This is a genomic window from Francisella philomiragia subsp. philomiragia ATCC 25015, assembly GCF_000156715.1.
In the GTDB taxonomy this organism is placed as follows: Bacteria; Pseudomonadota; Gammaproteobacteria; order Francisellales; family Francisellaceae; genus Francisella; species Francisella philomiragia.
This window is the reverse complement of sequence record NZ_DS999314.1, coordinates 183,222-209,197: the sequence shown is the minus strand read 5'-3', so window position 1 is coordinate 209,197 and position 25,976 is coordinate 183,222. Positions and strand designations below refer to the sequence as shown.

The following is a 25,976-nucleotide window of genomic DNA, read 5'->3' as shown; positions in this document are numbered from 1 at the left end:
TATGAATATAGAAAATTTAAATAGAATATGTCATAAACTTTCTCTGAATCATCTTCTTAGAATTTTTTCAGTCTACAATATTCAAACTAAAAATATGAGATTTGAACCAATCTTAATGGATAGTACAACAGCAGCTACTATCCTTAGAATCTTGAGAAAACAAGAACATATATATATTGATATAAATGTTTTCAAACTCAAACCTTTTGCTGGATTAGAGGTAAGATATCAGGAGTACATCAATGATAATAACAATTTAGCTCTTGAAGTATTAGAGTATGGTATTGGATCCTTATTGTATAGATATATTATAAGAACTAAGGAATTACATAGATTAACTCAAAGCAACTCTTATATTAAAGCAGCCCCTAAGTTTACTATTGATAATACAATAAATGCTTTATATAAAGCTTTAAGTGAAGATTACTGTACTATCATAAACTATGAAAAGGAACTAGTTAAAATCAAAAGATCTCCTTCTCTTGTTGGGCAAAAAAATATTGGCAATATCTATCTTGGTGGATATATAACTTCCTTTATATATTTAATTAAAGTAAATATAGTTCTTTTAAATAAAAATCATAATGATGTGAAGCGAATAAAGACTAGAATTAAGATAATTAAAAAAAATATTAGAAATAACTCAATAAGAATAAAACTAAACATAACTGTAGAAAATAATAAGCCCAATAACAAATATATTGGTGACACATACCTATAACAAAAACTACTATTAGGTAAATGCTATAAAGAAATCAAAGTTTTCACTACCTTCAAAGGCTGTAAAAACCGCACTACTATCCGCAAGTATAAAGTCCCATTCCGAGCCTTTTTGAATTTCATATATTGCATCAATATTATCAACCCGTGTTGTAAAATTCATCATAGAGTACTCAACTTCAACGAGTTTCACTCCAGAAAGAGAGAGAGTTACAACGTTTTTATTTCTACTTATACTTGTTATTCTCATAGCTTTTTTATTTTCAAATTTTACATTAGCTGGAGCTATTGCCTTTCTTTTGATGAAAATATAATACCTAGTAGCAACGAAAAACTCTTCGGGGAAGTTTTCACATAAATATTTTTTTCCTTGCAGTTCAAATTTAATAAAGTTATTAATTTTTCTATATTCACAAAGAGTCAATAATCTATCAGCCAATAAGTTTATCTTCCTTATAGATTTATAAAAATCAAACTCAATATTATCAACATCCTCAACCTTATCTAAGTTAAGCTGGATTAAACTATAAATATCATGAATTAGATCAAATATTTGCTTAGGAGAACTATTTAACTTATTAGATTCAGCAAATTTAAGTTCTCTTTCTAATTTATTAATTAAGAATACAAGTAAAATTGCAGCATATGATCTTGAGGTTGAGAAAACAAAACGATTGAAAGATTTTAATTCAGAAACCATTCTATTGAGCTTTATAAAAGTATCATGCATCAAATAGTGATTAAGAGTTAGTAAAGGAAAATCATATGTATCTGATACTAACTTGCCTCTATCTAACTTAAATAATGCAATTTGCGTACTATACTTAACACTATAATCATACTCTAATGAAAGTGATAGTTGATTATATATGTACTTAACACCTTCTTTTTCAACTATCTTCTCCTTAACATTTAAGAATAGAGAGATATCATTAGTTAACTCATCTGTCATTACCTGCAAAGATAGAGGATAGCATTTATCATAAAAAATAAATGTTTTTTCATCTAAGTACAATACAAGATCTTTTATTAGAATAAGTCCCGTCTGCAAACTCTCTATATCTAAATCGAAACTAACGATACCTTTATTAAGATTAGCTGGCAAATAATTTGCAGACTTTGACCTTTCTAAAATAGACAAATTCGATTGATCTAAGATATCTCTGTCTAATCTTAGACCATCTTCCCAATATATCCTTTCGAGAAACATTTTAATAATATAACTCCTATTTACTATGCAGCTGCTATGTACCCTATTTTAGCAACTCCTTTATCAGTACTTGCAGCACCGCATACAGGCAAGCTACCTTGTGAAGTTGTGAGTCCATCAATAGATATTATATGATATCTCATACCATCTTTCGCAACTCCCATAAGTTCAGTTGGTTCTATTTTTATACTAAATGCTTCTGCACTAATAGGATATAATTCTAAATTAGATATATCAATCATAATGCCCCAAGCATCATCTGTTTTGTACTCTTGTTTTTTGTTCGAGTTACCCAATTTTATTTTCATATCAGTTGCCCCTGCTTGTAATATACTTGATACAGCACCTTCAAGTAAAGTCCTAGTATTTGATTTAATCAAAGCTCCAAGTGTAATACTTATTGTTGGATTTATAGAGCCTGGAGTTATAGATAGGCGTATAACACTCGCTGCAGCAGTTGCAGAATCTGCTTTTGTAACATCCTCTCCGCCTTCTATAGCAACAATATTTTTATCAAGATTTACTCCTGCCATAGTAAATGAGTCTATAAATAATCTACGATTTGGATGAGATCCTATACATGCTGTAGGATCAGTCCTAACATGAATAGTTTCACCACTTGTCACTTGCTGTCTTGTTATCATCTCGCTCATAATCATTCTCCTTGTTTTTAGTTATTATTCGCACCGAATAATTCTGGTTCTAACCTAGTATCAATAGTCATTGTAGTATCCATACCTTCAAATTGAATGTGAGGAATCACATTTATTTTACATGAATACCACCCTGGTTTACCTGGTATAGTTTTAACATCAATAGAAACATTCCTAAAAGGATATCTTGCCATCTCTAAAGGTGTTGGTTGATATACAGTAGTAACGAACTCTGATATCCAATCTGAAAGAATATTTTGAATTTGCTCAGCACCTACAACACTTCCTATCTTATCTCTGATAACACACTTAATATAATGTGAAATTCTGGATATACACATAGTATAAGAAAGATTAGCAATCAACATTGAATTAGCAGAATCAAAATTATCTACAAACTCTTCAACTTTCTTAGCTGAGTTCACACTAAAGAAACAAGCGTTGCTTGTACCTTTTTCACTTACAAATGGTATTAAACCTATATTTGCTAATGACAACTCCATATAATCAGCAAATAGTACATTTAATGGCGACTTCGTTTCTAATACACCTTTATTGTCATAAACACACGATACTAAGTTTCTAACATAACCACCACTTTCAACACCTCTTATATACTGGAACCATCTAGTTTTATCATATGATCTCATCATATTTTTAACTAACTGAATAGATGAAGGTCCCCATAAGTAGCTATTATTATTCTCATAATCCACAAACTCATTAAAGCCTTCCATAAGCTTATATTGAACAGGGTTATTCTCAGGGTTATATGGCTGACGCAACATGAAATCTCCGACAGTCAAACCGATATATGCAGCTACATCTAGGTTTCTAAAGTCATTCCACTCTTTATATCTAGGATGTTCTAACAACGATTCAAAACTCTTTATGTGAGTTATTTCTGATAGATCTTTAACACCAAAAAATGACTTGTCTATTGATGCTATAAATGGCGCATGAGAATTCTTTGCCACCATGCCCATCCCTGTCAACCAAATTATATCATTTGTAGTGTTTTCAAAATTATACAAGCCAAGTATCGCACCATACGGTTCACCACCATATTGATCAAATTCTGCAACATACACTTTCTTAAAGAAGTCGCTACTAGATATGTCATATAGATTTCTCTCAAAATCATACTGTAATTCCTCTTTCTTAACATCTAATATACTTACTTCTACATTATCGTAGTCATCTTGACAAACTTCCTGAACTTTAAGCCACTCTTGCTCAAGAGATCTAAACTCATCATTTGATATAATAGCATTAACTTGTAAATCAATAAGTCTATCAATTACCGTAATAACTTTCTGGATATACTTTTGGTTATAGTTATTTATACTTTCATTATTTGCTAACACAAGAGATAATGCCATGAGGTTTCTAGCATTATAATCTGAAGATAAAGAAAGAACTTTAGATGCATCACCTGAAACATCAAAATCTATATTTTTAAGTACGCTATCAATCTCAGCTGAACCACCAAAATTGTTTAAAAGTTCATCTGTAAGACTTAAACTATTTTCTGACATTCTAAAATTCTCCTATTTATCCTCTATTGTCTTTTGATTGCTTGACTCTTGAGATTCTACAGCTTCTGCATCATCAGAATCTTTAATCGTATAGTTTGTTAAAGCAGGAATCTTACTCTTTAAAGCTTCTAGCTCATTATTATCTGAAAAAATCATATCTATAGTCTTTTTAAGATTGCGATTATTTTCAATATCCTTAGCAAAAGATGCTAATATCTCTTTCATTTCGAGTAGTGCTCTGATTTCTGGAACTTTTTTAGCAACAGCATCAGGTTTAAAATCTTTTACACTTTGGATTCTATAATTAACTTTTAGATTACTAGGATCTTTTGAAACAAAGTTTGGAGCTTCAAAGTCAAAAGATATATTCATATCTTCTAAGGCTCTATCAACACCATTATTTACTCGTCTAACAGCTCTATCAGTAAACTCTTTTTTTGCATCTACCGATCTTCCCTTTGACAAATCACCAACTACCAAAACTCTGTAAGGTAATTCTTTTTTCTTTAGAACTCCATCCACCTTAGTTTCATAGTTTATCATCAACCTTGAATTTGGAATCTTATTTTTTGCCATTATCACTATCTCCTGTTTAAAAACTTTCTAATAGAAAAACTACATTATCATCTGCTGTAAAACAATACTTTCTACAGCTAAAATCAAACCCAAATCATTGGTCTATAAACTCTATTTAAATCATCAATAGAATATCCTTTAGCAGGTATTGTTGCTAAAACACTAAATCCTTGCGAACTTCTCACTTCTTCATGTTCAAAACCAAGATTAAGCGCCACTTTTGCCTCTACGATATTTTTAATTTTCTTAACGTATTCATCTTTACTCATATTGCTATATGAGTAAAGGTTTTCATTGTCTTTATTAACATCAATAGATACATCATTAGTTATTGGGTCATATGTTAATCCTATATTAAAACCAGTTTTATCAGTATTTGTTGAATTTTCTTGTTTTAATATCCTAAAACCTCTAAATAATCTGTCTAAATCTTGTTCATCAAGCTTAGCGATGTTATCGTAAATATTCTGTAATACAGCTTCAGTATTAGCATCTCTATCAATGCTGGTAAACTCATTTACTTTACCATCACTAGATTTAATAGAAGAACTCTTAATGTTAAGTTTCATATCTTGATTATTTGAGCCAAAAAGTTCTGAAGAATAACTAAAAGTTGATTCAAATACAATTCCTGTAACTCCACTTTTTTCAACCGTATAACAAATATCTCTCAATAAGTCTTTATTATCATTGACTAAAGCAAAGAAAGAGTCACTAGGTACACATATTGAAGCACATAGTCTTTGTACCTCAACAAAACTATCCATAAAATTCAACATATTAACTAATGCAGACAAGAGTTCTGTATCTTCGACCTTTTGTGTAAAATTTTTATATGGTTCACATAACGATGTTAATATCTGCTTAACCATATTAAGATGACTTTCAGAAACATCATGAGATCCAACTCTTGAGTTTCTATTTTTTGCCATTCTTCTTAATAGCAAATAGAACCCTCTTGTAAGCTTATCTAAAGATCTGATAATACTACAAAGTTTGATTACTGTTTCAGATGATGAACTATCTTCTTCAATAGAAAAATTGATTACTAAACCTGTAAAATATGCATACTCCTGAGATAATTCGAAATCAAAACCAGGAAGTCTATCTTTCAACCATCCAGTAAAACTGAAGTTATCACTACTTGAGAATACACTTTTAAAAGATGAGCTACTCTTCCATTTAGCTTCTTTATTCAAAATCACTAGATTATCTAGCAATTTCTTTTGACACTCCATCATTGGTGATACAAATGACCTGATGAAATCAGCTTCATCATCCACACCCATAACTTCAATATATCGCTGAACTGTAAGCTTTGTAAAGTACTCTTCAAATGTTACTTTATACTTGTTTTTTCTAGTTGAGAAGCTTGATAATTCTTCAAGGGGAGAAGCACCAACCCTTGATACTCTAGAATTAAGAGCGTACATTCTATTGAATTCTGCCAAACTCACAGTAGAACCCAAAGAAACTGAGGATGCTTTATTATTTTCCGTAATAACAGAGCCAGCTCCTTTATTACACAACACATTTATTGAAGTATAACTAATATTTGATTCTGGACTTATTACAGTTGCTCTATTTTCTAAAGATTCAACAAATTGTTTTGTCTTTTCTGAATTTTCTTTTTTACTAAGAAAATTTTTAGCTTCTTCCTTTCCTGACTCACTAGTCATCATTTTACAAAGATTAAATAATATAGGTAAGTCACTACTATCATCAAACTCTACTACATTTATTACAGACATCTGATCTTTAAATTCTTCTTTTTTCAGAGTCTGCGAGTAGTTAATCAGAGTATCTTGGACATAAAATGAATCCGGGCTACTAAATGTTTTGGCTTTATTAAAACTAGGATTATACTGTTGCTGACTAGTTGATAATATTGCCTCAGAAGCTTTTTTCTTTATATCTAAAGATGCAATGTCTTTAAACTTTGACTTAAGCTCATTTAAATCCGCCCCAACATTACCAGATAAATTAGCTAAAGAGGAATTTTTTGACAATACATTAAGAATTTCATTAGAGTCAATATTAGTTAACTGATTTCCTTTAAGCTTATATATTTCACTTAGAGACCCTATTATCGAATCAAAAGTACCCCCTTTATCATATATGCTAGACAATATATTTTGAGCACTTCCATATGCACTTGTTCCTGTTGTTTTAGCAAGATCAAAGTCTTGTTGGGCCGCAGTTGAAACACTCTCCATCATCGAACCAGCCTTGTTCTTTGCATAATTACCAAAATCAACATAGTCTTTTGTCAAATCTTTAGCTGTTGATGTCAACTGATTCTTTAAATCTAAATTCTCACCTGTTAATAGTCTCTGTGCTGAGCTTTCTAATAACCCTTGCTTATATGCAATAGCTCCTTTCAAATCATTTCTTTGAGCCATCGAATATCCCATCCCCGATTTTATATCATATGATCCAGATGTTTGATTGAAATCTAACATCTTGGTAGTCATAGGTATAGAAATTCTTAGCGTTCTAAGCTTAGATGCTGACTGTTTAGAATATAGTCCAAATCTTGCCTTAATCTCCATATCACTAAACTCAGACAAGTTTGGTATCTTAAAAGGTGACTCATAACTTTCACCTATATTCTTTTTAATAATTGAATCAACCTGATTTCTAAACTTATTTACAGAACCTTTAGCATCTGCAAAACCTATCAAATTATCTGCCAAAATCTTACCTTTTATTTCGCCAGATAAAAGATCAAAGCTCGCAGTGTTAGTAGAAGTCTTTACTTGAATTAATGGATTTTCATAATCTTTAGAACTTACCGCAAGAGTCATGAGCCCTTCACCATTTTTCTCAATACCTAGGCTCTGTTTTTCATAATTACTTTTTGAATAACCAGAGAGTGCACTTCTACCAAAATAAATCTGCTCAATCTCAGGATATGTATACTCTCTAATTAAATCAAGACCATCTCTAGTTTTAGGAACTAAGTATCTATATGAACCATCAGGGGTATTCAAAACAAAGCCTAATTCATTCAAAAGTTTATAGTCTTCTTTAAATTTAGGTGTATAAACAAAGCTCTTAGCTTCTTTTGAGCCTTTTGCTGTTACTAGTTTAAGATTCACATTCCCTTTAAAATTATCTAGCAATTCCAAAGATTTCGAATCTGTAAAGTTCAACTTACTTGTATTTGCACTAATATCAACATTGTAACTAAACATTGCTGATGATGCTTTACCACTCATTCTAAGGTATAGAGGTATAAATGATTTAACATCTCCTCTTTCACTATCGAATATAGGTAAATTAGACCAGATATTTATACAAGAGCTACCCATAAAGCTTTTTTCACCCGCAGCAACAAGACTCGCAGCAGCTGAAGCATTTTCACTATTAATAGACGCTGTTAATTTAGCATTAAACTTAAATTTTGGCAGTGAAGTTAATTGCGCTACATTTCCACCACCAAGCATCTGGTTGACACTTGATTTTATGAAAAAATTATAAACTTCTGTATCAGTAATACTACTCCACAGTTTAACTCTAGTAGGATCTTTATAAAAAGCAAAATCTCTATCTTTAATTCTTGTAAGAATTCCTTTTTGTTTATGCGAGTCCTTCAAAAATTTTTCAAAATATTTTTTTCTTTCTACAGCATAAGTATTAGCCATGACATCTATTGTTTTTAATTTTTGAGCAACAATAATCTCATCCTCAAAAAACATATGCCTTTCAATGTCATTATAAAACCATGCTTTTATAAAATCAAAAAAGCCTCCATTAACCTTTTCTTTTTTTAGATCATCAGTATCATATAATATATCGTTAATATCTTCAGCCATGTAAACCCCAAACAACAAAACATCTGTATTTGTTATTTTTACATGAACCTTGCTACTAATTAAATTATTTTACAGCACTTCTAATAGATGTTTATCTGCCCCAATATCACTCTATCTTTTGCACCTGTTGCCGATGGGAGATTATTATAGCTATGGTTAAGAGTTTCATTTCCTAGCACAGCAAAGGCTATGGCTTCTTTTGCGTCACTATTATGACCAATATCTTCAAATGTTAAGACTTCAGTTTTGACTAATTTTTTAATAGTTTCTATCAGAAACTTATTATACGCTCCTCCTCCAGTGAAAATTATTTGATCAAGCTTAACTTTCTCAAATACAAAATCTCTATAAGCTTTAATTATACTCTCTGCTGTAAATATAGTTAGTGTATGGACTATATCTTTAGGACTGCTTTGCTTATATTTATCAAGAATATAATCCGTATATTCAATACCAAAAAGCTCTCTACCTGTTGATTTTGGTGGCTTCTGAGCTAAATATGGATTTTGCAAAAGCTCTTGCAACATATCTACAATAACTATCCCAGAGGCTGCTATTTCGCCATCTTTATCATAATCTCGATTAAACAAAACCTCCATTGCCCTATTTATCATCATGTTACCTGGACCAGTATCAAATGCATATATATCATTGATATTTGCATTTTTAGGGATAATTGTAGTATTGGCTATTCCACCAATATTATGTAGAGCACGTGATTTATTTTTATCACTATAAAGAATATAGTCGACATATGGTACCAATGGTGCTCCATCTCCTCCAGCTGCAATATCTCCCGCTCTAAAATTTGACACCACTGTTGTTCGACATTCATAAGCTATCGTCGCAGCATCACCCAACTGTAATGATGATTTAATAAATCCATCTTCATTTTTTGCTTGGTGATATATAGTCTGCCCATGACTAGCTATGAACGCGATATCTTCTAATTTTAGGTTATTTACAGCTACTAACTTCCTTACAGCATTAGCATATTCAATTCCAAGCTTAAAATTAAGACTACATAATAGCTGCGCATTACTTTTTGTTAAATCTAAAGACTGATTAATATCATTTAATAAATTATTAGAGTAAGAATAAGTCTTAAAGTCTAAAAGTTTAATATCTGTGTTTAATCCATATCCTCGAATCTTACATAAAGCTACATCAATTCCATCCAGTGAAGTTCCAGACATAATTCCAATACAGTATTTATACTTATTCATCATTACCATCCCAATAGTAAAATCTTAATTTTATTATAACCCACTGGCTAATTCACAAACACTGATTATTTCAATTTTTGAAGTCCTATTACTTTTTAGAATTACTCTTTCTTAGACTTGTTTACATATATAACTTTGTTTATCCTAAAGTTAGAAACAATTTTTTGTTAATCATATGAAATATTTTCAACTTAAACTTTCGCTATTTCTCATTTTCTTTATTAGTGCTATTTTACTTAATAGTGTTGGTATTGTGATTCTACAATCAGTTACTCACTATCAAGTCACAGAAGTTCAAGCAAGTATTCTTGAAGCATGTAAAGATCTTACTATAGCAATAGTTTCATTTGCCATTTGTTCATTTATACCAAGATTTGGTTATAAAAATGCCATGCTAACAGGACTTATAATAATAGCTACTGGTTGTATTGCTATGGCTACTTTAGATAGCTTTTTAACAGCTAAACTACTATTTATCTTAATAGGAGTAGCTTTTGCTCTTATTAAGGTATCTGTATACTCAACTGTTGGATTAATTACCAATGACTCAAAAGCACATGCTAGCTTAATGAGTTTATTAGAAGGAGTCTTTCAGATAGGTGTTGTATTATGTTTTTTTGTATTTAGCATATTTATTCATTTTGGTAACTGGCTTGGCACATACTGGTTATTAGCTGGCTTATGCTTAGTTGCATTTTTGCTACTTTTATTTACCAAACTTGATGAATCAGCAGTACAAACATCTAAAAATTCTAATTTTCTAGCAGATACTTTAAGTATGCTAAAACTCATAAAACTACCAATTGTGATGTTATTTATAATTAGTGTATTTTTTTATGTATTTATCGAACAAGGTGTACAATCTTGGCTTCCAACATTTAACACTAGAGTACTTCACCTTTCTACATCAACCAGTGTCTTTATGGCAAGTATTTTTGCTTTAAGCATAGCTGCTGGTAGAATCACTTTTGGCTTCATAATGAAAAAGATTGACTGGAAAGTAATTATTATCATAGGTCTTATATGCTGTGGAATATTAATAGTATCAACCTTACAACTATCTAAACTAATAGATACTAATCAAACAGATTCTTATTTAGCTGTAGTTATAGCCTTATTGTTTCCTATGATTGGTTTTTTTATGGCTCCAATATATCCAACACTATGTTCGAGCATTCTTAGTAGCCAACCTGAAAACTTACAAAGTGCTATGGCTGGTTTAATAATCATATTTTCTGCTCTAGGTGGTACTATTGGTTCTAGGATAATTAGTGAAATATTTGCACACTTTGGTGGCGTAACCGCATTTTACTGCGTACTTATACCTATAGCACTTTTAGTACTATTAATACCCCCTTATGCTAAACTTCATAGGAATAAATAATTATGTCTAATAATCAAGAACAGCTAATACAACTATCAGGTGAACTTTTTGAAGCAGTTCAATTAAAACCATGTTTTAACGACTCAAAATACTTTGTCGATATGACTCCTAAAAGATCTCCTGAAGATATCTTAGATGATTACAAAAAACTCAAAGACATTGTTGATTTTGATCTTAAAACTTTTGTTGAGAATAACTTTTATCCTCCAGTATCAGAAAAAACTTTTGATAATAGCAAAGAAATATCACTACAACAATACATAAAACAAATGTGGCATTTTTTACATCAATCATCAGATGAAAAAGACTCACTAAGTTCTCTTATAGCACTTCCAAAACCTTATATAATCCCTGGTGGAAGGTTTAGAGAGGTTTATTATTGGGACTGCTATTTTACCTGTGAAGGTTTACGAGTTGATGGCGAAATACAGATGATTAAAGATATTGCAGATAACTTTGCATATTTGATAGATACTGTTGGCTTTGTACCAAATGCAAATAGAAAATATTATCTAACTCGTTCGCAACCACCTCTATTTTACTTAATCGTAAATATCTTATATCAAGAGCTAGGTATTTCCGCTATTGAAAAATATTTACCATCTTTAGAAAAAGAATACTCATTTTGGATGAATACTCAAAGAAATGTAAACGGTTTAAATAGATATTGGGATGAGTCTGCCACCCCTAGACCAGAATCATATCGCGAAGATATTGAGCATGCGCAAAATATAGCAAACAAATCGGACTTCTATCGTAACATCCGTACAGCTTGTGAATCTGGGTGGGATTTTTCTAGTCGTTGGTTTGCTAATACAAATGATTTTAGTACTATTCAAACAACAGATATTCTACCTATTGATTTAAATAGCTATCTATATGGATTAGAGAATCTATTAGGTAAATGGTTCACTGAAATTTCAGACCAAGAAAAAACAACTAAATATTTAGAGTTAGCTGAAAAAAGAAAAAAACTTATTCAAAATACTTTTTGGGATAATGAAAAAGATTTTTTTTATGATCTAAATACTAAGACAAATAAAATTACTAGCATTACAAGCTTAGCAGGAGTGACACCACTATTTTTAAATATAGCCACTCAAGAACAAGCTATAAAGGTAGCTAAGGTTATAGAAAATCAATTTCTAACAGAGCATGGACTTATTACAACCACTTTAAATACTTCTCAACAATGGGATTCTCCAAATGGCTGGGCGCCATTACATTTTGAAGCTGTTATAGGTTTAAGAAATTATGGTTTTGACAAGCTTGCAGAAACTATTGCTAAAAGATTTGTAAATACAGTTAATGAAAAATTTAAAGAAACTGGAAAGATCCGTGAAAAATATGATGTAGTCAATCCTAAAGCAAATGCTGGTGGTGGCGAGTATATAGTACAAGATGGCTTCGGTTGGACAAATGGCGTTGTCGCAAACTTTATCAAAATGTATAAGTTATAAATATACAGAATCTTAACACTCTTAAACCATTAAGAATATCAAGCTAAATAAATGTAACTAACTAAAAAAATTCTGGCTAAAAATATAGAAAAAATTAGAAAGAAATATTATTTCACGATTGGATCAAGTTCACCACTTTCATAACGTTGGAACATTGTTTCAAGTGAAATTGGCTTAATTTTACTAGCCATACCAGCGCTACCAAATGCTTCATATCTAGCTTGACAGATTTCTGACATAGCTACTTTTGCTACGGCATTATATTTACGTGGATCAAATTCAGCAGGATTTTCTGCCATAAATCTTCTAATCGCACCAGTAGCAGCCATACGTAAATCAGTATCAATATTTACCTTACGCACACCATACTTGATTGCTTCAACGATTTCTTCTACTGGCACACCATAAGTCTCACCCATAGCACCACCATAAGTATTGATTACTTCTAACCAATCTTGAGGTACTGAAGATGAGCCATGCATTACTAAGTGAGTATCAGGAATTCTTGCATGAATTTCTTTTACTCTCTTAATAGATAGTACATCACCTGTAGGTGGCTTAGTAAACTTATAAGCTCCATGAGAAGTACCTATAGCAATTGCTAAAGCATCTACTTTTGTTTTCTTAACAAAATCAGCTGCTTCTTCTGGATCTGTAAGCATTTGATCCATAGACAGAGTACCCTCAGCACCAACACCATCTTCTTCTCCTGCCTGCCCAGTTTCTAATGAACCAAGACATCCAAGCTCACCTTCAACTGATACACCACAAGCGTGAGCCATATCAGAAACAGTTTTTGTAACATTAACATTATACTCATAATCAGAAGGAGTTTTACCATCTGATTTTAATGAGCCATCCATCATTACAGATGAAAAACCTAATTGAATAGATCTTTGACAAACAGATGGAGATGTACCATGATCTTGGTGCATACAAACCGGAATATGAGGATACTCTTCAATCGCTGCAAGGACTAGATGTCTTATAAACGGAGCTCCTGCATACTTTCTTGCACCCGCAGAACCCTGTAGAATAACTGGTGAATTAACTCTATCAGCAGCTTCCATAACAGCTCTTACTTGCTCAAGATTATTTACATTAAACGCTGGCAACCCATAACCATGCTCTGCGGCATGATCCAATAGTTGACGCAATGAAACTAAAGCCATGTTTATCTCCTTATCTTACTTGACCTGCAATTATTACTTTAATTTTATTAGTACTTCCATGTACACCCATACTATCACCACTTGTCAAAACAAGAATATCACCATCCTTGGCTAAGCCTCTACTTTCTAACTCTATAGAAGCTGATCTATTGACATACAACTTAGACATTCTAGTAGAGTCAAAATATAGAGGAACAACTCCTCTAAACAATGTCATTGCTCCTAATGTTGTAGCATTACGTGATAGTGCATAGATAGGTAGCTCAGAATTTACACGTGACATCCAACGCGAAGTATTTCCACCCTCTGTCAATACTATTAAGCCTTTAGCACCAATATCATTGGCAATTTTAACAGCTGCAACTGAAACAGCATGATCAACTCTATCACAATCAGCAATCTTCTGTTTCTTAGTAATATGTGTATATTTGCTTCTCTCTGCAGATTCACAAATTCTTGACATAGCAGAAATAGTTTCAACAGGATACTTACCGACCGCTGTTTCAGCTGATAGCATCACAGCATCGGTACCATCAAATACAGCATTTGCCACATCAGATGCTTCAGCACGAGTTGGAGATGAGTTTTCAATCATTGATTCCATCATTTGAGTAGCAGTAATAGAACCTTTCTCATTTCTTCTAGCTGTGCTGATAATTAATTTTTGTACAGTTGGAACATTTTCATCACCAATTTCAACTGCTAAATCGCCTCGAGCCACCATCACAAGATCTGAAGCATCTACTATACTTTTCAGATTATCTTCTAATACTGCCTCTGCTCGCTCAATTTTAGCAACCATTGCAGGCTTCCAACCAGCTTCATTTACAAGCTGACGTGCATACTCCATATCTTTGCCATCTCTGACAAATGAAACTGCTAGGAAGTCTACCTGAAGCATTGCTGCTACTTTGATATCTTGCTTATCTTTATCTGTTAAAGCAGGAGCAGTCAAGCCACCACCTTTTTTGTTGATTCCTTTATTATTGGAAACTTTACCTCCGATAACAACTTTTGTTACCGCTTTGTTACCCTTAACAGAATCAACTTCTAGAACAATTTTACCATCATCAACTAATAGTATATCGCCCTTCTTAACGTCCTGAATAAGCTCTTTATAGTCAATACCAACTGTATTTTCATCACCATCTTCGATACCAAGATCTGCATCAAGTGTAAATTTTTGACCTTTCTTGATTATCACAGAACCATTTTTGAACTTCGATAGTCTTATTTTTGGACCTTGTAAATCCGCCAAAATACCAACGTAAGTATCTTGCTCTTTTGCTATTTGACGAATTAGATCAACTCTTTTACGATGATCTTCAGCAGATCCATGCGAAAAATTACATCTTACCGCATTAACACCTGCTTTAATCATCTCTGTTAACGCTTCTCTAGATTCACTAGCAGGACCAAGAGTAGCTAAAATTTTCGTTCTTCTCATATAAATAACCTACAGTTATATAGTTGCTTTCTCTTTCAATATTTCTACAGCAGGTAGTTTCTTACCTTCAAGAAACTCTAAAAATGCTCCGCCAGCAGTTGATATATAAGACACTTTATCTTTAATATCAAATTTCTCAATCGCTGCGATAGTATCACCACCACCAGCAACAGAGAAAGCATCTGATTCAGCTATCGCTAAAGATAGAGCTTTTGTACCTTCTGCAAAATTATCAAATTCAAACACTCCTACAGGACCATTCCAAAGAATAGTGTTAGCAGATTTTAAAAGCGCTGCAATATTTCTTTCAGACTTCGGACCTATATCTAGTATCATTTCATCATCAGCAACATCAGCAACATTTTTAACTACTGCAACAGCATTTTCGCTAAACTCTTTTGCAACTCTTACATCTACTGGTACAGGTATGTTTACACCAAGCTCTTTCGCTTTTGCCAAGATATCTTTAGCTTCACCAACAAGATCTTCTTCATATAGTGAATTACCAATATTAAATCCTTCAGCTTTTATGAAAGTGTTTGCAATACCTCCACCAACAATAAGAATCTCAACCTTATCAAGAAGATTGTGTAAAACAGATAACTTTGTTGAAACTTTAGATCCACCAACTATAGCCACCATTGGTTTCTTAGGAGCCTTCAAAGCTTTTTCTAGTGCTTTGATTTCATTAGCTAAAAGTAGACCTGCACACGCTACAGGCACATACTTAGCTACTCCATAAGTCGATGCTTGAGCTCTATGAGCTGTAGCAAATGCATCCATAACAAACACATCACCAAGACTTGCTATTTTTTTTGATAGCTCATCGTCAGACTTTTTCTCACCTTTATTGAAACGTACATTATCGCACATAACAATTTCACCAGCTTTAGCATCAACACCATTTAGCCAATCTTTAGCAAATCTAACTGGTTTTTTGATGATTTGAGATAATGCTTCAGCAACAGGTTCAAGTGAAAATTGAGAGTCATACTCGCCTTCTGTAGGACGACCAAGGTGTGACATTAAAATCACAGCTCCGCCTTGATCTAAAATATACTGAATAGTTGGAATAGCCGCCTCAATTCTGACTTTACTTGTAACCTTACCATCTTTGATAGGTACATTAAAATCAACACGAACTAAGACTCTCTTATTCTCAAGATCAACATCTTTTAATGTTAGAAAACTCATTTATACCACCTATAAGTGTTTACAGAGCTCCAAAGTACTCTACTACTCTTACCATTTGATTTGTATATGACATTTCATTATCATACCAAGATACAACTTTAACTAGAGACTTATCTCCAAGTGAAGTAACTTTAGTTTGAGTTGCATCAAATAATGATCCTTCAGAAATTCCTACGATATCACTAGATACTAATTCCTCTTCAGTATAACCAAAAGATTCATTAGCAGCTGCTTTCATAGCAGCATTTACATCTTCAGCTGTTACACTCTTAGACACTACAGCAACTAATTCTGTTAATGATCCAGTAGGAACAGGAACACGTTGAGCAGCCCCATCTAACTTACCTGCAAGTTCAGGAATTACTAAACCAATAGCTTTAGCAGCACCAGTTGAGTTAGGTACAATATTTACAGCTGCAGCTCTTGCGCGACGGAAGTCATTTTTAGCATGAGGTGCATCTAAAGTATTTTGATCACCAGTATAAGCATGAATAGTTGTCATAAAACCACTTTCAATTGTTGCTAAATCATGGAGACCTTTAGCCATAGGAGCTAAACAGTTAGTTGTACAAGAAGCTGCTGAAATAATTTTCTCATCTGCAGTTAATATATCATGGTTAACACCAAAAACTACTGTTGGTAAATCATTACCAGCAGGAGCTGAAATAACTACTTTTTTAGCACCAGCATCAATATGAGCTTGTGACTTTGCTTTTGATACATAAAAACCTGTACATTCTAATACTAGATCTACTTTCAATTCACCCCAAGGCAAATTAGCAGCATCTTTTTCAGCATATATTTTAATTTCTTTACCATCTACAACAATAGCGTCATCTTTTGCAGTTGTAACAGCTGCTTTTGAAAATCTACCTTGAGCAGAATCATATTTTAATAAATGTGCTAACATTTTTGGATTTGTTAAATCATTGATCGCAACAATCTCTATACCAGCCTTGTCAAACATTTGACGAAAAGCTAAACGACCAATTCTACCGAAACCATTAATTGCAACTCTCATTTTAATCTCCTTAAGATATTATCTTTCGAAAGTTTATTACACATATTTAGCAACTATGTTGCTGATATTTTCTACAGTAAAACCAAAATGCTTAAATAAATCCTCAGCTGGCGCGGACTCACCGAAACTATAAATCCCTTTCACTTCACCACCAGCTTTAGGCATATACTTATACCACCCATCAGGCTGAGCCATCTCCACAAAAATTGCTGGGATATCATCTCTTATTACTGATTTTTTATACTCATGAGTTTGAGTATCGAAAACGTCGACACATGGAATAGAAGCAACATTAACTTTTATTGCTTTGTCTTCATATTCTTTTACTACTTTAATTGCTAGCTCGACTTCTGAGCCTGTAGCTACAATAGTTAATCTAGCATCTTTATTATTTCTGACTAAATACCCACCTTTCACAATATCAGAAACTTGTTCTTTAGTCTGAACCACAGGCTCTAAACCTTGACGCGTTAGTACCATAATACTTGGAGTCTCATTAGACTTAACCGCTTCATTCCAAGCAACCATTGTTTCTATAGTATCTGCTGGTCTCCAAACATTTAAATTTGGTATCAATCTTAAACTAGGTATATGTTCTATAGGTTGATGAGTTGGTCCATCTTCTCCCAAACCGATAGAATCATGAGACATTACATGAACCACGGGTTGTTTCATAAGAGCAGACATTCTAATAGCATTTCTAGAGTAATCACTGAACACCAAGAATGTTCCTCCGTATGGCTTTAAACCACCATATAAACTTAAGCCATTCATGATAGCAGCCATACCAAACTCTCTCACCCCATAAGAAAGATAGTTAGCTCCTTTATCAGTATTGTTCAACCAAATTGATCCACTCCAATTTGTATTGTTTGATCCTGTTAAATCTGCTGAACCACCAAACATTTCTGGCATATTCTTGCACAACACTTCTAAAGCCATCTGAGATGCTTTACGCGTAGCCACTTTTACAGGATTCGCTAGCTGTGAAGCAATATATTGCTCAACTTCCTGCTCAAGATTTGCAGGCAACTGTTTTTTCAACACTCTATCAAATTCTTCAAACTTAGGATTACTCTTATATAAATCCAATTGTTTCTGCCAATTTGCTTCTAAAGCTTGTCCTTTTTCTTTAGCATCCCAGTATTTATATACATCATTAGGAATTTCAAAAGGAGCATAATTCCAATCAAGCTCTTTTGCGACTGAAGCTCTTTCTTGTTCACTCAAAGGCGAGCCATGTACAGATGCAGTACCAGCCTTTTCTGGAGAGCCAAACCCAATAATCGTTTTACAACAAATCAAAGTTGGCTTACTTTGTTCAGATTGTGCTTTAGCTATAGCTTTTTCAATAGCCTCAAAATTATGACCATCTACATCCTCAATCACATTCCAGCCGTAGGCTTTGAATCTCTCAACTGTATTATCAGTAAACCAACCTTTTGTATCCCCATCTATAGAAATACTATTATCATCCCAAAATGCTATTAGTTTATTTAGACCTAAGGTACCAGCTAACGAACACGCTTCATGAGATATACCCTCCATTAGACACCCATCGCCTAAAAATACATAGGTGTGATGGTCTATTACTTTCAAGTCAGATGTATTGTATCTATCTGACAATAGCTTTTCACCTAGTGCCATACCAACAGCATTAGCCACACCTTGACCCAATGGTCCAGTTGTAGTCTCTACACCTGGCGCATAACCATATTCAGGATGACCTGGAGTTTTAGAATGAAGTTGCCTAAAATTTTTAATATCATCAATACTTAAATCATAACCACTAAGATGCAGTAAAGAATATAAAAGCATAGAACCATGACCATTTGAAAGTACAAATCTATCACGATTTATCCAGTTTGGATTTTGAGGATTATGTTTAAGAAACTTGGTCCACAAAACCGTAGCGATATCGGCCATACCCATAGGCATACCTGGATGTCCTGATTTTGCCTTAAGTGTTGCATCGATAGATAAAAATCTTATAGCATTTGAAAATTCTCTAGGGATAGATAAAGACATTATTACTTGATCCTTTTACTGTGTTATCAATTTAAAAAAATATAACTAGTAAGATGATACAGTACAGACTTTCATAAAACAAGAAATGTATATAGAATAGTATCACAATGAAATATGAAAAATACATATATGAAAGGCAAACACAGCCAAATAAACTATAGCATATACGCAAAACAAAAAAGAGAGTTAGAAAACATACAAATAACTATAGAAAACTTAAACCATATCTCTAAACTCATAGTTGACACGCCACACACATTTAACTGCTCTTTTTCTTTTTTTGAAGAGAAAAATCACGCATGCATTAGATATAATGTTAATGGCGTAATCAAACTAATATGCCAAGACTCTCTTGAGCCATTTGACTACCCTATTACAATTACAAATAGCATAATAATTACTGAAGATGATAGACTCGTTCAAGATAGCTTACACGAGCCTTTTATCTGCGAAAGCGCATTGATAGATTTAAAAGATATTATCAAAGAAGAAATACTTCTAGAACTACCATTAGCACCAAAAAAAGATGCTAGCTCTTGTAAAAAGACAAAAAAACATTCATACTATAGCGAGCAAGAAACTGTTACTGAAGAAAAACCGAATCCTTTCGAGATTCTCAAAAAGCTTAAGTAACGACAGATTTAGAATTTAAAAATACATAAAAGAGGTTATCTAAAATGGCTGTACAACAAGTTAAAAAAAGCAGATCAAAAAGAGACATGAGAAGATCTCACGATTCTTTAACAGGTCCAACATTATCTACTGACAAATCTACAGGTGAGTTGCACTTAAGACATCATGTCTCACCTAACGGATTCTACAAAGGCAAGAAAGTAGTAGATACAAAATCTGAAGACTAATATTTATTCCAGTCATCTTTTAAAATCATCTCACACTATATTTATGCCTTGGTTGGTGAGTATTTACAAATATATCAATTAGCGACATAGGAAGTTTTATTAATTATGGGTTACAAAATATCTATAGATGCAATGGGTGGAGATAATGGTTTAAACACCACTATTCCTGCAGCTCTTGAAGCAGTTAAAAAAGACTCTAACTTACAAATAGTATTAGTTGGAGATCACCACAAAGTAAAAAGAGCCTTAGACAGATATTCAAAAGTCAAAAAAATAAAACTGCCCGTTTTACAGAGAATAGCTATTCATCATGCTAGTGAAACAGTCGGTATGGATGAATCTCCTTCAATAGCAGTAAGAAAAAAGAAGGACTCATCAATGCGTGTAGCTATAAACCTTGTTAAAGATGGGACTGTAGATGCTTGCGTGAGTGCTGGTAATACAGGCGCATTAATGGCAACTTCAAAGTTTGTACTCAAAACCGTAAACGGGGTTGATCGCCCTGCTATAGTATATGCATTGCCTGCATTTAATAGAGATACAAAGCAACTTAGCAAAACATACATGCTTGATCTTGGTGCTAACGTTGTTTGTTCTTCTGAACAGCTTTTCCAATTTGCTATTATGGGATCGATACTTGCAGCTAGCTCAAAAGGCTTAGCTGAGCCAAGAGTCTCTTTACTAAACATTGGTGAAGAAGAGATGAAAGGTCTAGATAATATTAAGAATGCTTCAAAATTATTACAAGGCTGTGATTTCATTAACTATCAAGGATATATTGAGGGAAAACACATTTTTGATGATACAACAGATGTAATTGTATGCGATGGTTTTGTCGGCAACGTTTCTTTAAAAACAATGGAAGGTAGTCTAAGACTTATAGAATCATTGATTAAAAAATCGATTACAGAAACATCGTTATTAATGAAGATACCCGTAATTATGTCTCTACCACTATTTAAAAAAATGAAAAAAGGAATGAACCTAGATAGCTTCAATGGTGCATCATTACTAGGTTTAACAGGCATAGTTGTTAAAAGCCATGGTAGTGCAAGTGCGAATGCATTTGAAACTGCCATCTATGAAGCTGTAAAAGAAATCAAACACAACATTCCTAAAACTATTCAAGAATCATTAGAAAAAGTTCTTTAATCTTTACCAATCGTGATACAATGTTTTTAGACAATAGGCTTTCTTATGACTGCTTATTTACAATAACTTTTGTTACTAATCTAACTAAATAGGTATAACTATATAATGTTTGCACAAATACTTGGTACAGGAAGTTACTTACCTGAAAAAATCTTAACCAATGAAGATATAAGTAAATTTGTTGATACTTCAGATGAATGGATCAAGCAAAGAGTTGGTATAGAAAGACGCCATTGCGCGAATGAAACAGAAACCACGAGCTTTATGGCAACTGAAGCAGCAAAAAAAGCACTAGATTCTGCCAAAATTAATGCTAACGACATTGACATGATAATAGTTGCTACAAGCACGCCAGATTTTATAATGCCATCAACAGCATCCATGGTACATCAAAATTTACAAATTGATCATTTTAATGTTAGGTGTTTTGACATATCAGCAGCCTGCAGTGGTTTTGTGTATGCTCTTGATATTGCAAAACAATACATTGAAACAGGCATATCAAAAAATATATTAGTAATTGGTGCTGAGAAAATGACTCGAGTTCTTGACTGGAGTGATCGTTCAACATGTGTACTTTTCGGTGATGGTGCCGGAGCTGTAGTTATTTCTATAAGTGACGAGAAAAAGATCTTATCATCTTTACTTTATACAGATGGTTCATGTTTAGATATGCTTAATGTACCTAACAATCTCCCTACATCAAGAGGAGAAGCCATAAACATAGACCCTTATCTAATTATGGAAGGGAACAAAGTTTTCAAATTTGCTGTCTCAAGGCTTTCATCTCTTGCAGATAATCTAATCAAAGAAGCAGGAATACAAGCTAATCAAATAGACTGGCTAGTTCCACATCAAGCAAACTATAGAATATTAAATTCAACTGCTAAGAAAATAGATATGCCTATGTCAAAAGTAGTTACAACACTTCAAGATCATGGTAATACATCAGCAGCTTCAATACCTTTAGCCCTAGATCATGCTATCAAAACAAACCAAATCAAATCAGGAGACACCATAATCTCAGAAGCATTTGGCGCAGGATTCGTATGGGGCGGATTTATTGCAAAAATTTAGTCATTTTTTTAAAAGTTATTTCAATATCATAGAGGAGATTTATTATGTCAAAAATTGCTGTAGTTTTCCCAGGTCAAGGATCACAAAAGCTAGGAATGCTTCAAGATTATTATGAAAATTTTGAGACTTTTAGAAATATCCTAGACGAAGCAAAGACGCACCTAGGCTACGATTTATGGGATATTATACAAAATGATGAGTCAACCTTAAATAAAACAGAGTTTACTCAGCCAGCACTGCTTGCTACAAGCTATGCTATATATAAAGTTTTAAAAGAACAGAAGCCAGAACTACAAATAGAGTACTTCGCTGGGCATAGCTTAGGAGAATACACTGCTCTACTAGCGGCCGAGTGTATCTCATATAAAGATGCTCTACAATTAGTATCAACTCGCGGAAAATTAATGCAAGGTGCCGTCACTGACAAGGAGTGTGCTATGAGCGCAATCTTAGGACTGTCAAATGAAGATGTTATAAGTAGCTGTCAAGAGGCATCTGATGCAGGGATTGTTGAAGCAGCAAACTTTAATTCAACTGGCCAAGTAGTAATATCAGGTGAAAAAGCCGCTGTTGAAAAAGCTAACGAAATAGCAAAAACAAAAGGAGCTAAAAGAGCTCAAATTCTAGCTGTAAGTGTACCCTCGCACTGCTCACTTATGAAAGCCGCAGCTGATAAATTTGAAGTAGCACTTAACAATGTCGAGTTTAAAAAACCTACGACTGCCATAGTACAAAACTTCGATGCGATGTCACATGAGACACCAACAGAAATAAAATCAGCGGTTATTAAACAGCTTTATAAACCTGTGCTTTGGACTCAATCAATAGAAGAGCTAGTTAAACTTGGAGTTACCGAAGTTATTGAATGTGGACCTAATAAAGTCTTATCGGGATTAGTAAAAAGAATTGATAAATCACTAACTATCAAAGACACTAATAGTGTTGATAGTCTAGAAAATATTTAAGAGGAGATAATATATGTCTTTAAATGATAAGATTGCTCTAGTTACAGGAGCTAGCAGAGGAATTGGTTTTGAAGTTGCTAAAGCAATAGCAAGCAAAGGGGCTATGGTAATAGGTACAGCTACTAGCGAAGGTTCTGCAGAAAAGTTTGAAAATGAAATGAAAAACAAAGGATTCAAGGCAAAAGGTCTAGTTTTAAATATCTCTGATATTGAAAGTATTCAAAATTTCTTTGCTCAATTAAAAGCTGAGAACCTAGCTATAGATATTCTAGTTAACAATGCTGGAATAACTCGTGATAATCTAATGATGCGAATGTCAGAAGATGAATGGCAATCAGTTATAAATACTAATTTAAGCTCTATTTTCCGCATGTCAAAAGAATGTGTAAGAGGCATGATGAAAAAAAGATGGGGCAGAATAATCTCTATCGGCTCTGTGGTAGGCTCTGCTGGTAACCCAGGACAAACAAACTATTGTGCTGCTAAAGCTGGGGTTATTGGCTTTTCAAAGTCATTAGCCTATGAAGCTGCAACTCGCAATATTACAGTAAACGTTGTTGCACCAGGCTTTATAGCTACAGACATGACAAACAAACTTACAGATGAACAAAAATCATTCATAGCTACTAAGATACCATCTGGTCAAATGGGTGAACCTAAAGATATTGCAGCTGCAGTTGCTTTCTTAGCTTCTGAAGATGCAAAATACATAACAGGACAAACTATCCATGTAAATGGTGGAATGTATATGGCTTAAATTTTGCAAAGTTATTGCAAAAGTGATTAAAAAATAATATTATTGGATGTGAATAGTAATTTTAATTTTTTCAAAACAAAAATAAGAAGGAAAAAAACATGAGCGCAAATGAAGTATATGCTAAAGTTAACTCTATAATCGTTGAGCAATTAGGTGTTAAAGAAGAAGATCTTAAACCAGAAGCTTCTTTCATCGATGACCTAGGTGCTGACTCTTTAGATACAGTTGAACTTGTAATGGCTCTTGAAGAAGAATTTGATACTGAAATCCCAGACGAAGATGCTGAGAAAATCAGAACTGTTAAAGATGTTTACGATTATATCGATTCTAAAGTAAACTAATCAAAATTAATCTCTAAAGTCAGTACGATTTGTGTTCGTACTTTTTTTCTAAATGAATATAAACAGGTTAATTTAAATTATGAAATCTAATCGTAGAGTAGTTGTTACTGGCCTTGGTATGGTAACACCTTTAGGAAATGATGTCCCTACAACTTGGGCTAATATCTTAGCTGGTAAAAGTGGTGTAGCGACGTTAACAGGATTCGATACGCCTGCTCCAGATATTAGCGAGTTTAAAGTTAGATTTGCAGCAAGGATTAAGAACTTTGATGTAAATACACTTGTAGGCAAAAAAGATGCTAAAAGAGTAGACCCTTTCTGCTACTACGGTATCGCTGCTGCTAACGAAGCTCTAAAGGATGCTGGCATTGATAAAGTATCTGAAGAAGATTCATATAAGTTTGGTGTTTGTGTTAGCTCTGGTATCGGTGGTATCGAAACACTAGAAACTACTAAATCTGTAATAGATACTAAAGGACCTTCTAAGATATCTCCATTCTGTATCCCATCATCTATTGTTAATATGCTATCTGGTATTATTTCAATAAATCATGGTTTACGTGGTCCTAACGTTCCTATAGTTACTGCTTGTACTACTGGTACTCATAATATTGGTATGGCTGCTAGGCTAATCGCTAGCGGTGATGCTGATGCTATGCTTGCTGGTGGTTCAGAAAAAGCTAGTAATGCTATTGGTATGGGTGGATTTGCTGCGGCTAGAGCACTATCAACTCGTAATGACGATCCTCAAGGCGCTTCTCGTCCTTGGGATAGAGATAGAGATGGTTTTGTTCTTGGTGATGGTGCTGGCGTTGTAGTACTTGAAGAATATGAAAAAGCTAAAGCGCGTGGTGCTAAGATATATGCTGAAGTAGTAGGTTTTGGTATGTCAGCTGATGGTTATCATATGACAATGCCATATGCTCCAGGTCAAGAAAGATGTATACAAAATGCTTTAGCTGATGCTGGTCTTGAGAATGATCCTGATGCTATTGACTATATAAATGCTCATGGTACTTCTACTCCTCTAGGTGATGTACAAGAATCTCAAGTAGCAGAAAAAGTAATTGGTCAATATAGAAAAGATCTAGTAATGAGTTCTACAAAGTCAATGACAGGACACTTATTGGGTGCTGCTGGTGCAATTGAATCTATATTCAGTGTACTATCTATAAGAGATCAAATAGCTCCTCCAACAATCAATCTACATAACTTAGATGATGGTTGTAACTTAGATTATGCTGCTAATGCTGCTAAGAAAATGAAGATTGATTATGTACTTAACAATTCTTTTGGATTTGGTGGTACGAATGGATCTGTAATTTTCAAAAAGATTTAATCAAAAGACCTCTAATATTTAAAGCTAATTAAATGGCC

The 25,976-nt window shown here is 33.3% G+C and carries 22 protein-coding genes; 11 read left to right on the top strand and 11 right to left on the bottom strand.

The genetic code is table 11. The features are described 5' to 3' along the window. The first annotated feature begins 1 nt into the window (after position 1). Positions 2 to 721 (top strand): type VI secretion system baseplate protein IglJ, encoded by a 720-nt coding sequence (gene iglJ / locus FTPG_RS05275; protein WP_004287390.1) that lies wholly within the window; start codon positions 2 to 4, stop codon positions 719 to 721. A gap of 12 nt (positions 722 to 733) precedes the next feature. Here iglJ and tssK read toward each other — a convergent pair whose 3' ends face one another. The 6 genes from tssK to anmK form a co-directional block, all read right to left on the bottom strand. Further along, the gene (gene tssK / locus FTPG_RS05270; protein WP_004287389.1) at positions 734 to 1,930 is read right to left on the bottom strand and encodes a type VI secretion system baseplate subunit TssK; all 1,197 of its coding nucleotides are present in this window, start codon (positions 1,928 to 1,930) and stop codon (positions 734 to 736) included. Between the two features lie 23 nt (positions 1,931 to 1,953). After that, the gene (iglC, locus tag FTPG_RS05265) at positions 1,954 to 2,583 is read right to left on the bottom strand and encodes a type VI secretion system tube protein IglC (RefSeq protein WP_035722451.1); all 630 of its coding nucleotides are present in this window, start codon (positions 2,581 to 2,583) and stop codon (positions 1,954 to 1,956) included. Between the two features lie 17 nt (positions 2,584 to 2,600). Continuing rightward, positions 2,601 to 4,121 (bottom strand): type VI secretion system contractile sheath large subunit, encoded by a 1,521-nt coding sequence (gene tssC / locus FTPG_RS05260; RefSeq protein ID WP_004287387.1) that lies wholly within the window; start codon positions 4,119 to 4,121, stop codon positions 2,601 to 2,603. Positions 4,122 to 4,133: 12 nt separating this feature from the next. Next, positions 4,134 to 4,697, bottom strand: coding sequence for a type VI secretion system contractile sheath small subunit (gene tssB, locus FTPG_RS05255; RefSeq protein WP_004287386.1), 564 nt, complete (start codon positions 4,695 to 4,697; stop codon positions 4,134 to 4,136). Between the two features lie 83 nt (positions 4,698 to 4,780). Then, positions 4,781 to 8,515 (bottom strand): hypothetical protein, encoded by a 3,735-nt coding sequence (locus FTPG_RS05250; RefSeq protein WP_004287385.1) that lies wholly within the window; start codon positions 8,513 to 8,515, stop codon positions 4,781 to 4,783. A gap of 80 nt (positions 8,516 to 8,595) precedes the next feature. After that, a complete protein-coding gene (gene anmK / locus FTPG_RS05245; protein ID WP_004287384.1) occupies positions 8,596 to 9,741 on the bottom strand; it encodes an anhydro-N-acetylmuramic acid kinase AnmK in 1,146 nt (381 codons plus the stop codon). A gap of 175 nt (positions 9,742 to 9,916) precedes the next feature. Between anmK and FTPG_RS05240 the strand changes: the two genes are divergently transcribed. Together FTPG_RS05240 and FTPG_RS05235 are read left to right on the top strand one after the other, a co-directional pair. Beyond that, positions 9,917 to 11,125 (top strand): MFS transporter, encoded by a 1,209-nt coding sequence (locus FTPG_RS05240; protein WP_004287383.1) that lies wholly within the window; start codon positions 9,917 to 9,919, stop codon positions 11,123 to 11,125. A 2-nt stretch (positions 11,126 to 11,127) separates the two neighbouring features. Continuing rightward, complete coding sequence (locus FTPG_RS05235; protein ID WP_004287382.1) at positions 11,128 to 12,585, top strand: trehalase family glycosidase; 1,458 nt, start codon at positions 11,128 to 11,130, stop codon at positions 12,583 to 12,585. Positions 12,586 to 12,692: 107 nt separating this feature from the next. Here FTPG_RS05235 and fba read toward each other — a convergent pair whose 3' ends face one another. The 5 genes from fba to tkt are packed head-to-tail and all read right to left on the bottom strand — an operon-like array spanning position 12,693 to position 19,447. Continuing rightward, positions 12,693 to 13,757, bottom strand: coding sequence for a class II fructose-bisphosphate aldolase (gene fba / locus FTPG_RS05230; protein ID WP_004287381.1), 1,065 nt, complete (start codon positions 13,755 to 13,757; stop codon positions 12,693 to 12,695). 10 nt (positions 13,758 to 13,767) lie between these two features. Beyond that, on the bottom strand, positions 13,768 to 15,204 hold the full coding sequence (pyk, locus tag FTPG_RS05225) for a pyruvate kinase (RefSeq protein ID WP_004287380.1): 1,437 nt from the start codon (positions 15,202 to 15,204) through the stop codon (positions 13,768 to 13,770). A 15-nt stretch (positions 15,205 to 15,219) separates the two neighbouring features. Then, the gene (locus FTPG_RS05220; RefSeq protein ID WP_004287379.1) at positions 15,220 to 16,398 is read right to left on the bottom strand and encodes a phosphoglycerate kinase; all 1,179 of its coding nucleotides are present in this window, start codon (positions 16,396 to 16,398) and stop codon (positions 15,220 to 15,222) included. A gap of 19 nt (positions 16,399 to 16,417) precedes the next feature. Then, complete coding sequence (gene gap / locus FTPG_RS05215; RefSeq protein WP_004287378.1) at positions 16,418 to 17,419, bottom strand: type I glyceraldehyde-3-phosphate dehydrogenase; 1,002 nt, start codon at positions 17,417 to 17,419, stop codon at positions 16,418 to 16,420. A gap of 36 nt (positions 17,420 to 17,455) precedes the next feature. Next, positions 17,456 to 19,447 carry a transketolase gene (gene tkt / locus FTPG_RS05210; protein WP_004287377.1) on the bottom strand — a complete coding sequence of 664 codons (1,992 nt, stop codon included), beginning with the start codon at positions 19,445 to 19,447 and terminating at the stop codon, positions 17,456 to 17,458. A gap of 129 nt (positions 19,448 to 19,576) precedes the next feature. Between tkt and FTPG_RS05205 the strand changes: the two genes are divergently transcribed. The 8 genes from FTPG_RS05205 to fabF all read left to right on the top strand — a co-directional run bounded on the left by FTPG_RS05205 (position 19,577) and on the right by fabF (position 25,938). Then, entirely contained in the window at positions 19,577 to 20,080 is a 504-nt protein-coding gene (locus FTPG_RS05205) for a YceD family protein (RefSeq protein WP_004287376.1), read from the top strand. A 44-nt stretch (positions 20,081 to 20,124) separates the two neighbouring features. Further along, on the top strand, positions 20,125 to 20,307 hold the full coding sequence (rpmF, locus tag FTPG_RS05200; RefSeq protein ID WP_004287375.1) for a 50S ribosomal protein L32: 183 nt from the start codon (positions 20,125 to 20,127) through the stop codon (positions 20,305 to 20,307). A gap of 105 nt (positions 20,308 to 20,412) precedes the next feature. Further along, on the top strand, positions 20,413 to 21,459 hold the full coding sequence (gene plsX / locus FTPG_RS05195; protein WP_004287374.1) for a phosphate acyltransferase PlsX: 1,047 nt from the start codon (positions 20,413 to 20,415) through the stop codon (positions 21,457 to 21,459). Positions 21,460 to 21,564: 105 nt separating this feature from the next. After that, positions 21,565 to 22,536, top strand: a complete 972-nt coding sequence (locus FTPG_RS05190; protein WP_004287373.1) for a beta-ketoacyl-ACP synthase III — start codon at positions 21,565 to 21,567, stop codon at positions 22,534 to 22,536. A 44-nt stretch (positions 22,537 to 22,580) separates the two neighbouring features. Beyond that, the gene (fabD, locus tag FTPG_RS05185) at positions 22,581 to 23,501 is read left to right on the top strand and encodes an ACP S-malonyltransferase (RefSeq protein ID WP_004287372.1); all 921 of its coding nucleotides are present in this window, start codon (positions 22,581 to 22,583) and stop codon (positions 23,499 to 23,501) included. A gap of 13 nt (positions 23,502 to 23,514) precedes the next feature. After that, the gene (gene fabG / locus FTPG_RS05180) at positions 23,515 to 24,258 is read left to right on the top strand and encodes a 3-oxoacyl-ACP reductase FabG (RefSeq protein WP_004287371.1); all 744 of its coding nucleotides are present in this window, start codon (positions 23,515 to 23,517) and stop codon (positions 24,256 to 24,258) included. A 98-nt stretch (positions 24,259 to 24,356) separates the two neighbouring features. Beyond that, positions 24,357 to 24,599, top strand: a complete 243-nt coding sequence (gene acpP / locus FTPG_RS05175) for an acyl carrier protein (RefSeq protein WP_004287370.1) — start codon at positions 24,357 to 24,359, stop codon at positions 24,597 to 24,599. 79 nt (positions 24,600 to 24,678) lie between these two features. After that, the gene (gene fabF / locus FTPG_RS05170) at positions 24,679 to 25,938 is read left to right on the top strand and encodes a beta-ketoacyl-ACP synthase II (protein WP_004287369.1); all 1,260 of its coding nucleotides are present in this window, start codon (positions 24,679 to 24,681) and stop codon (positions 25,936 to 25,938) included. Positions 25,939 to 25,976: the final 38 nt, after the last annotated feature.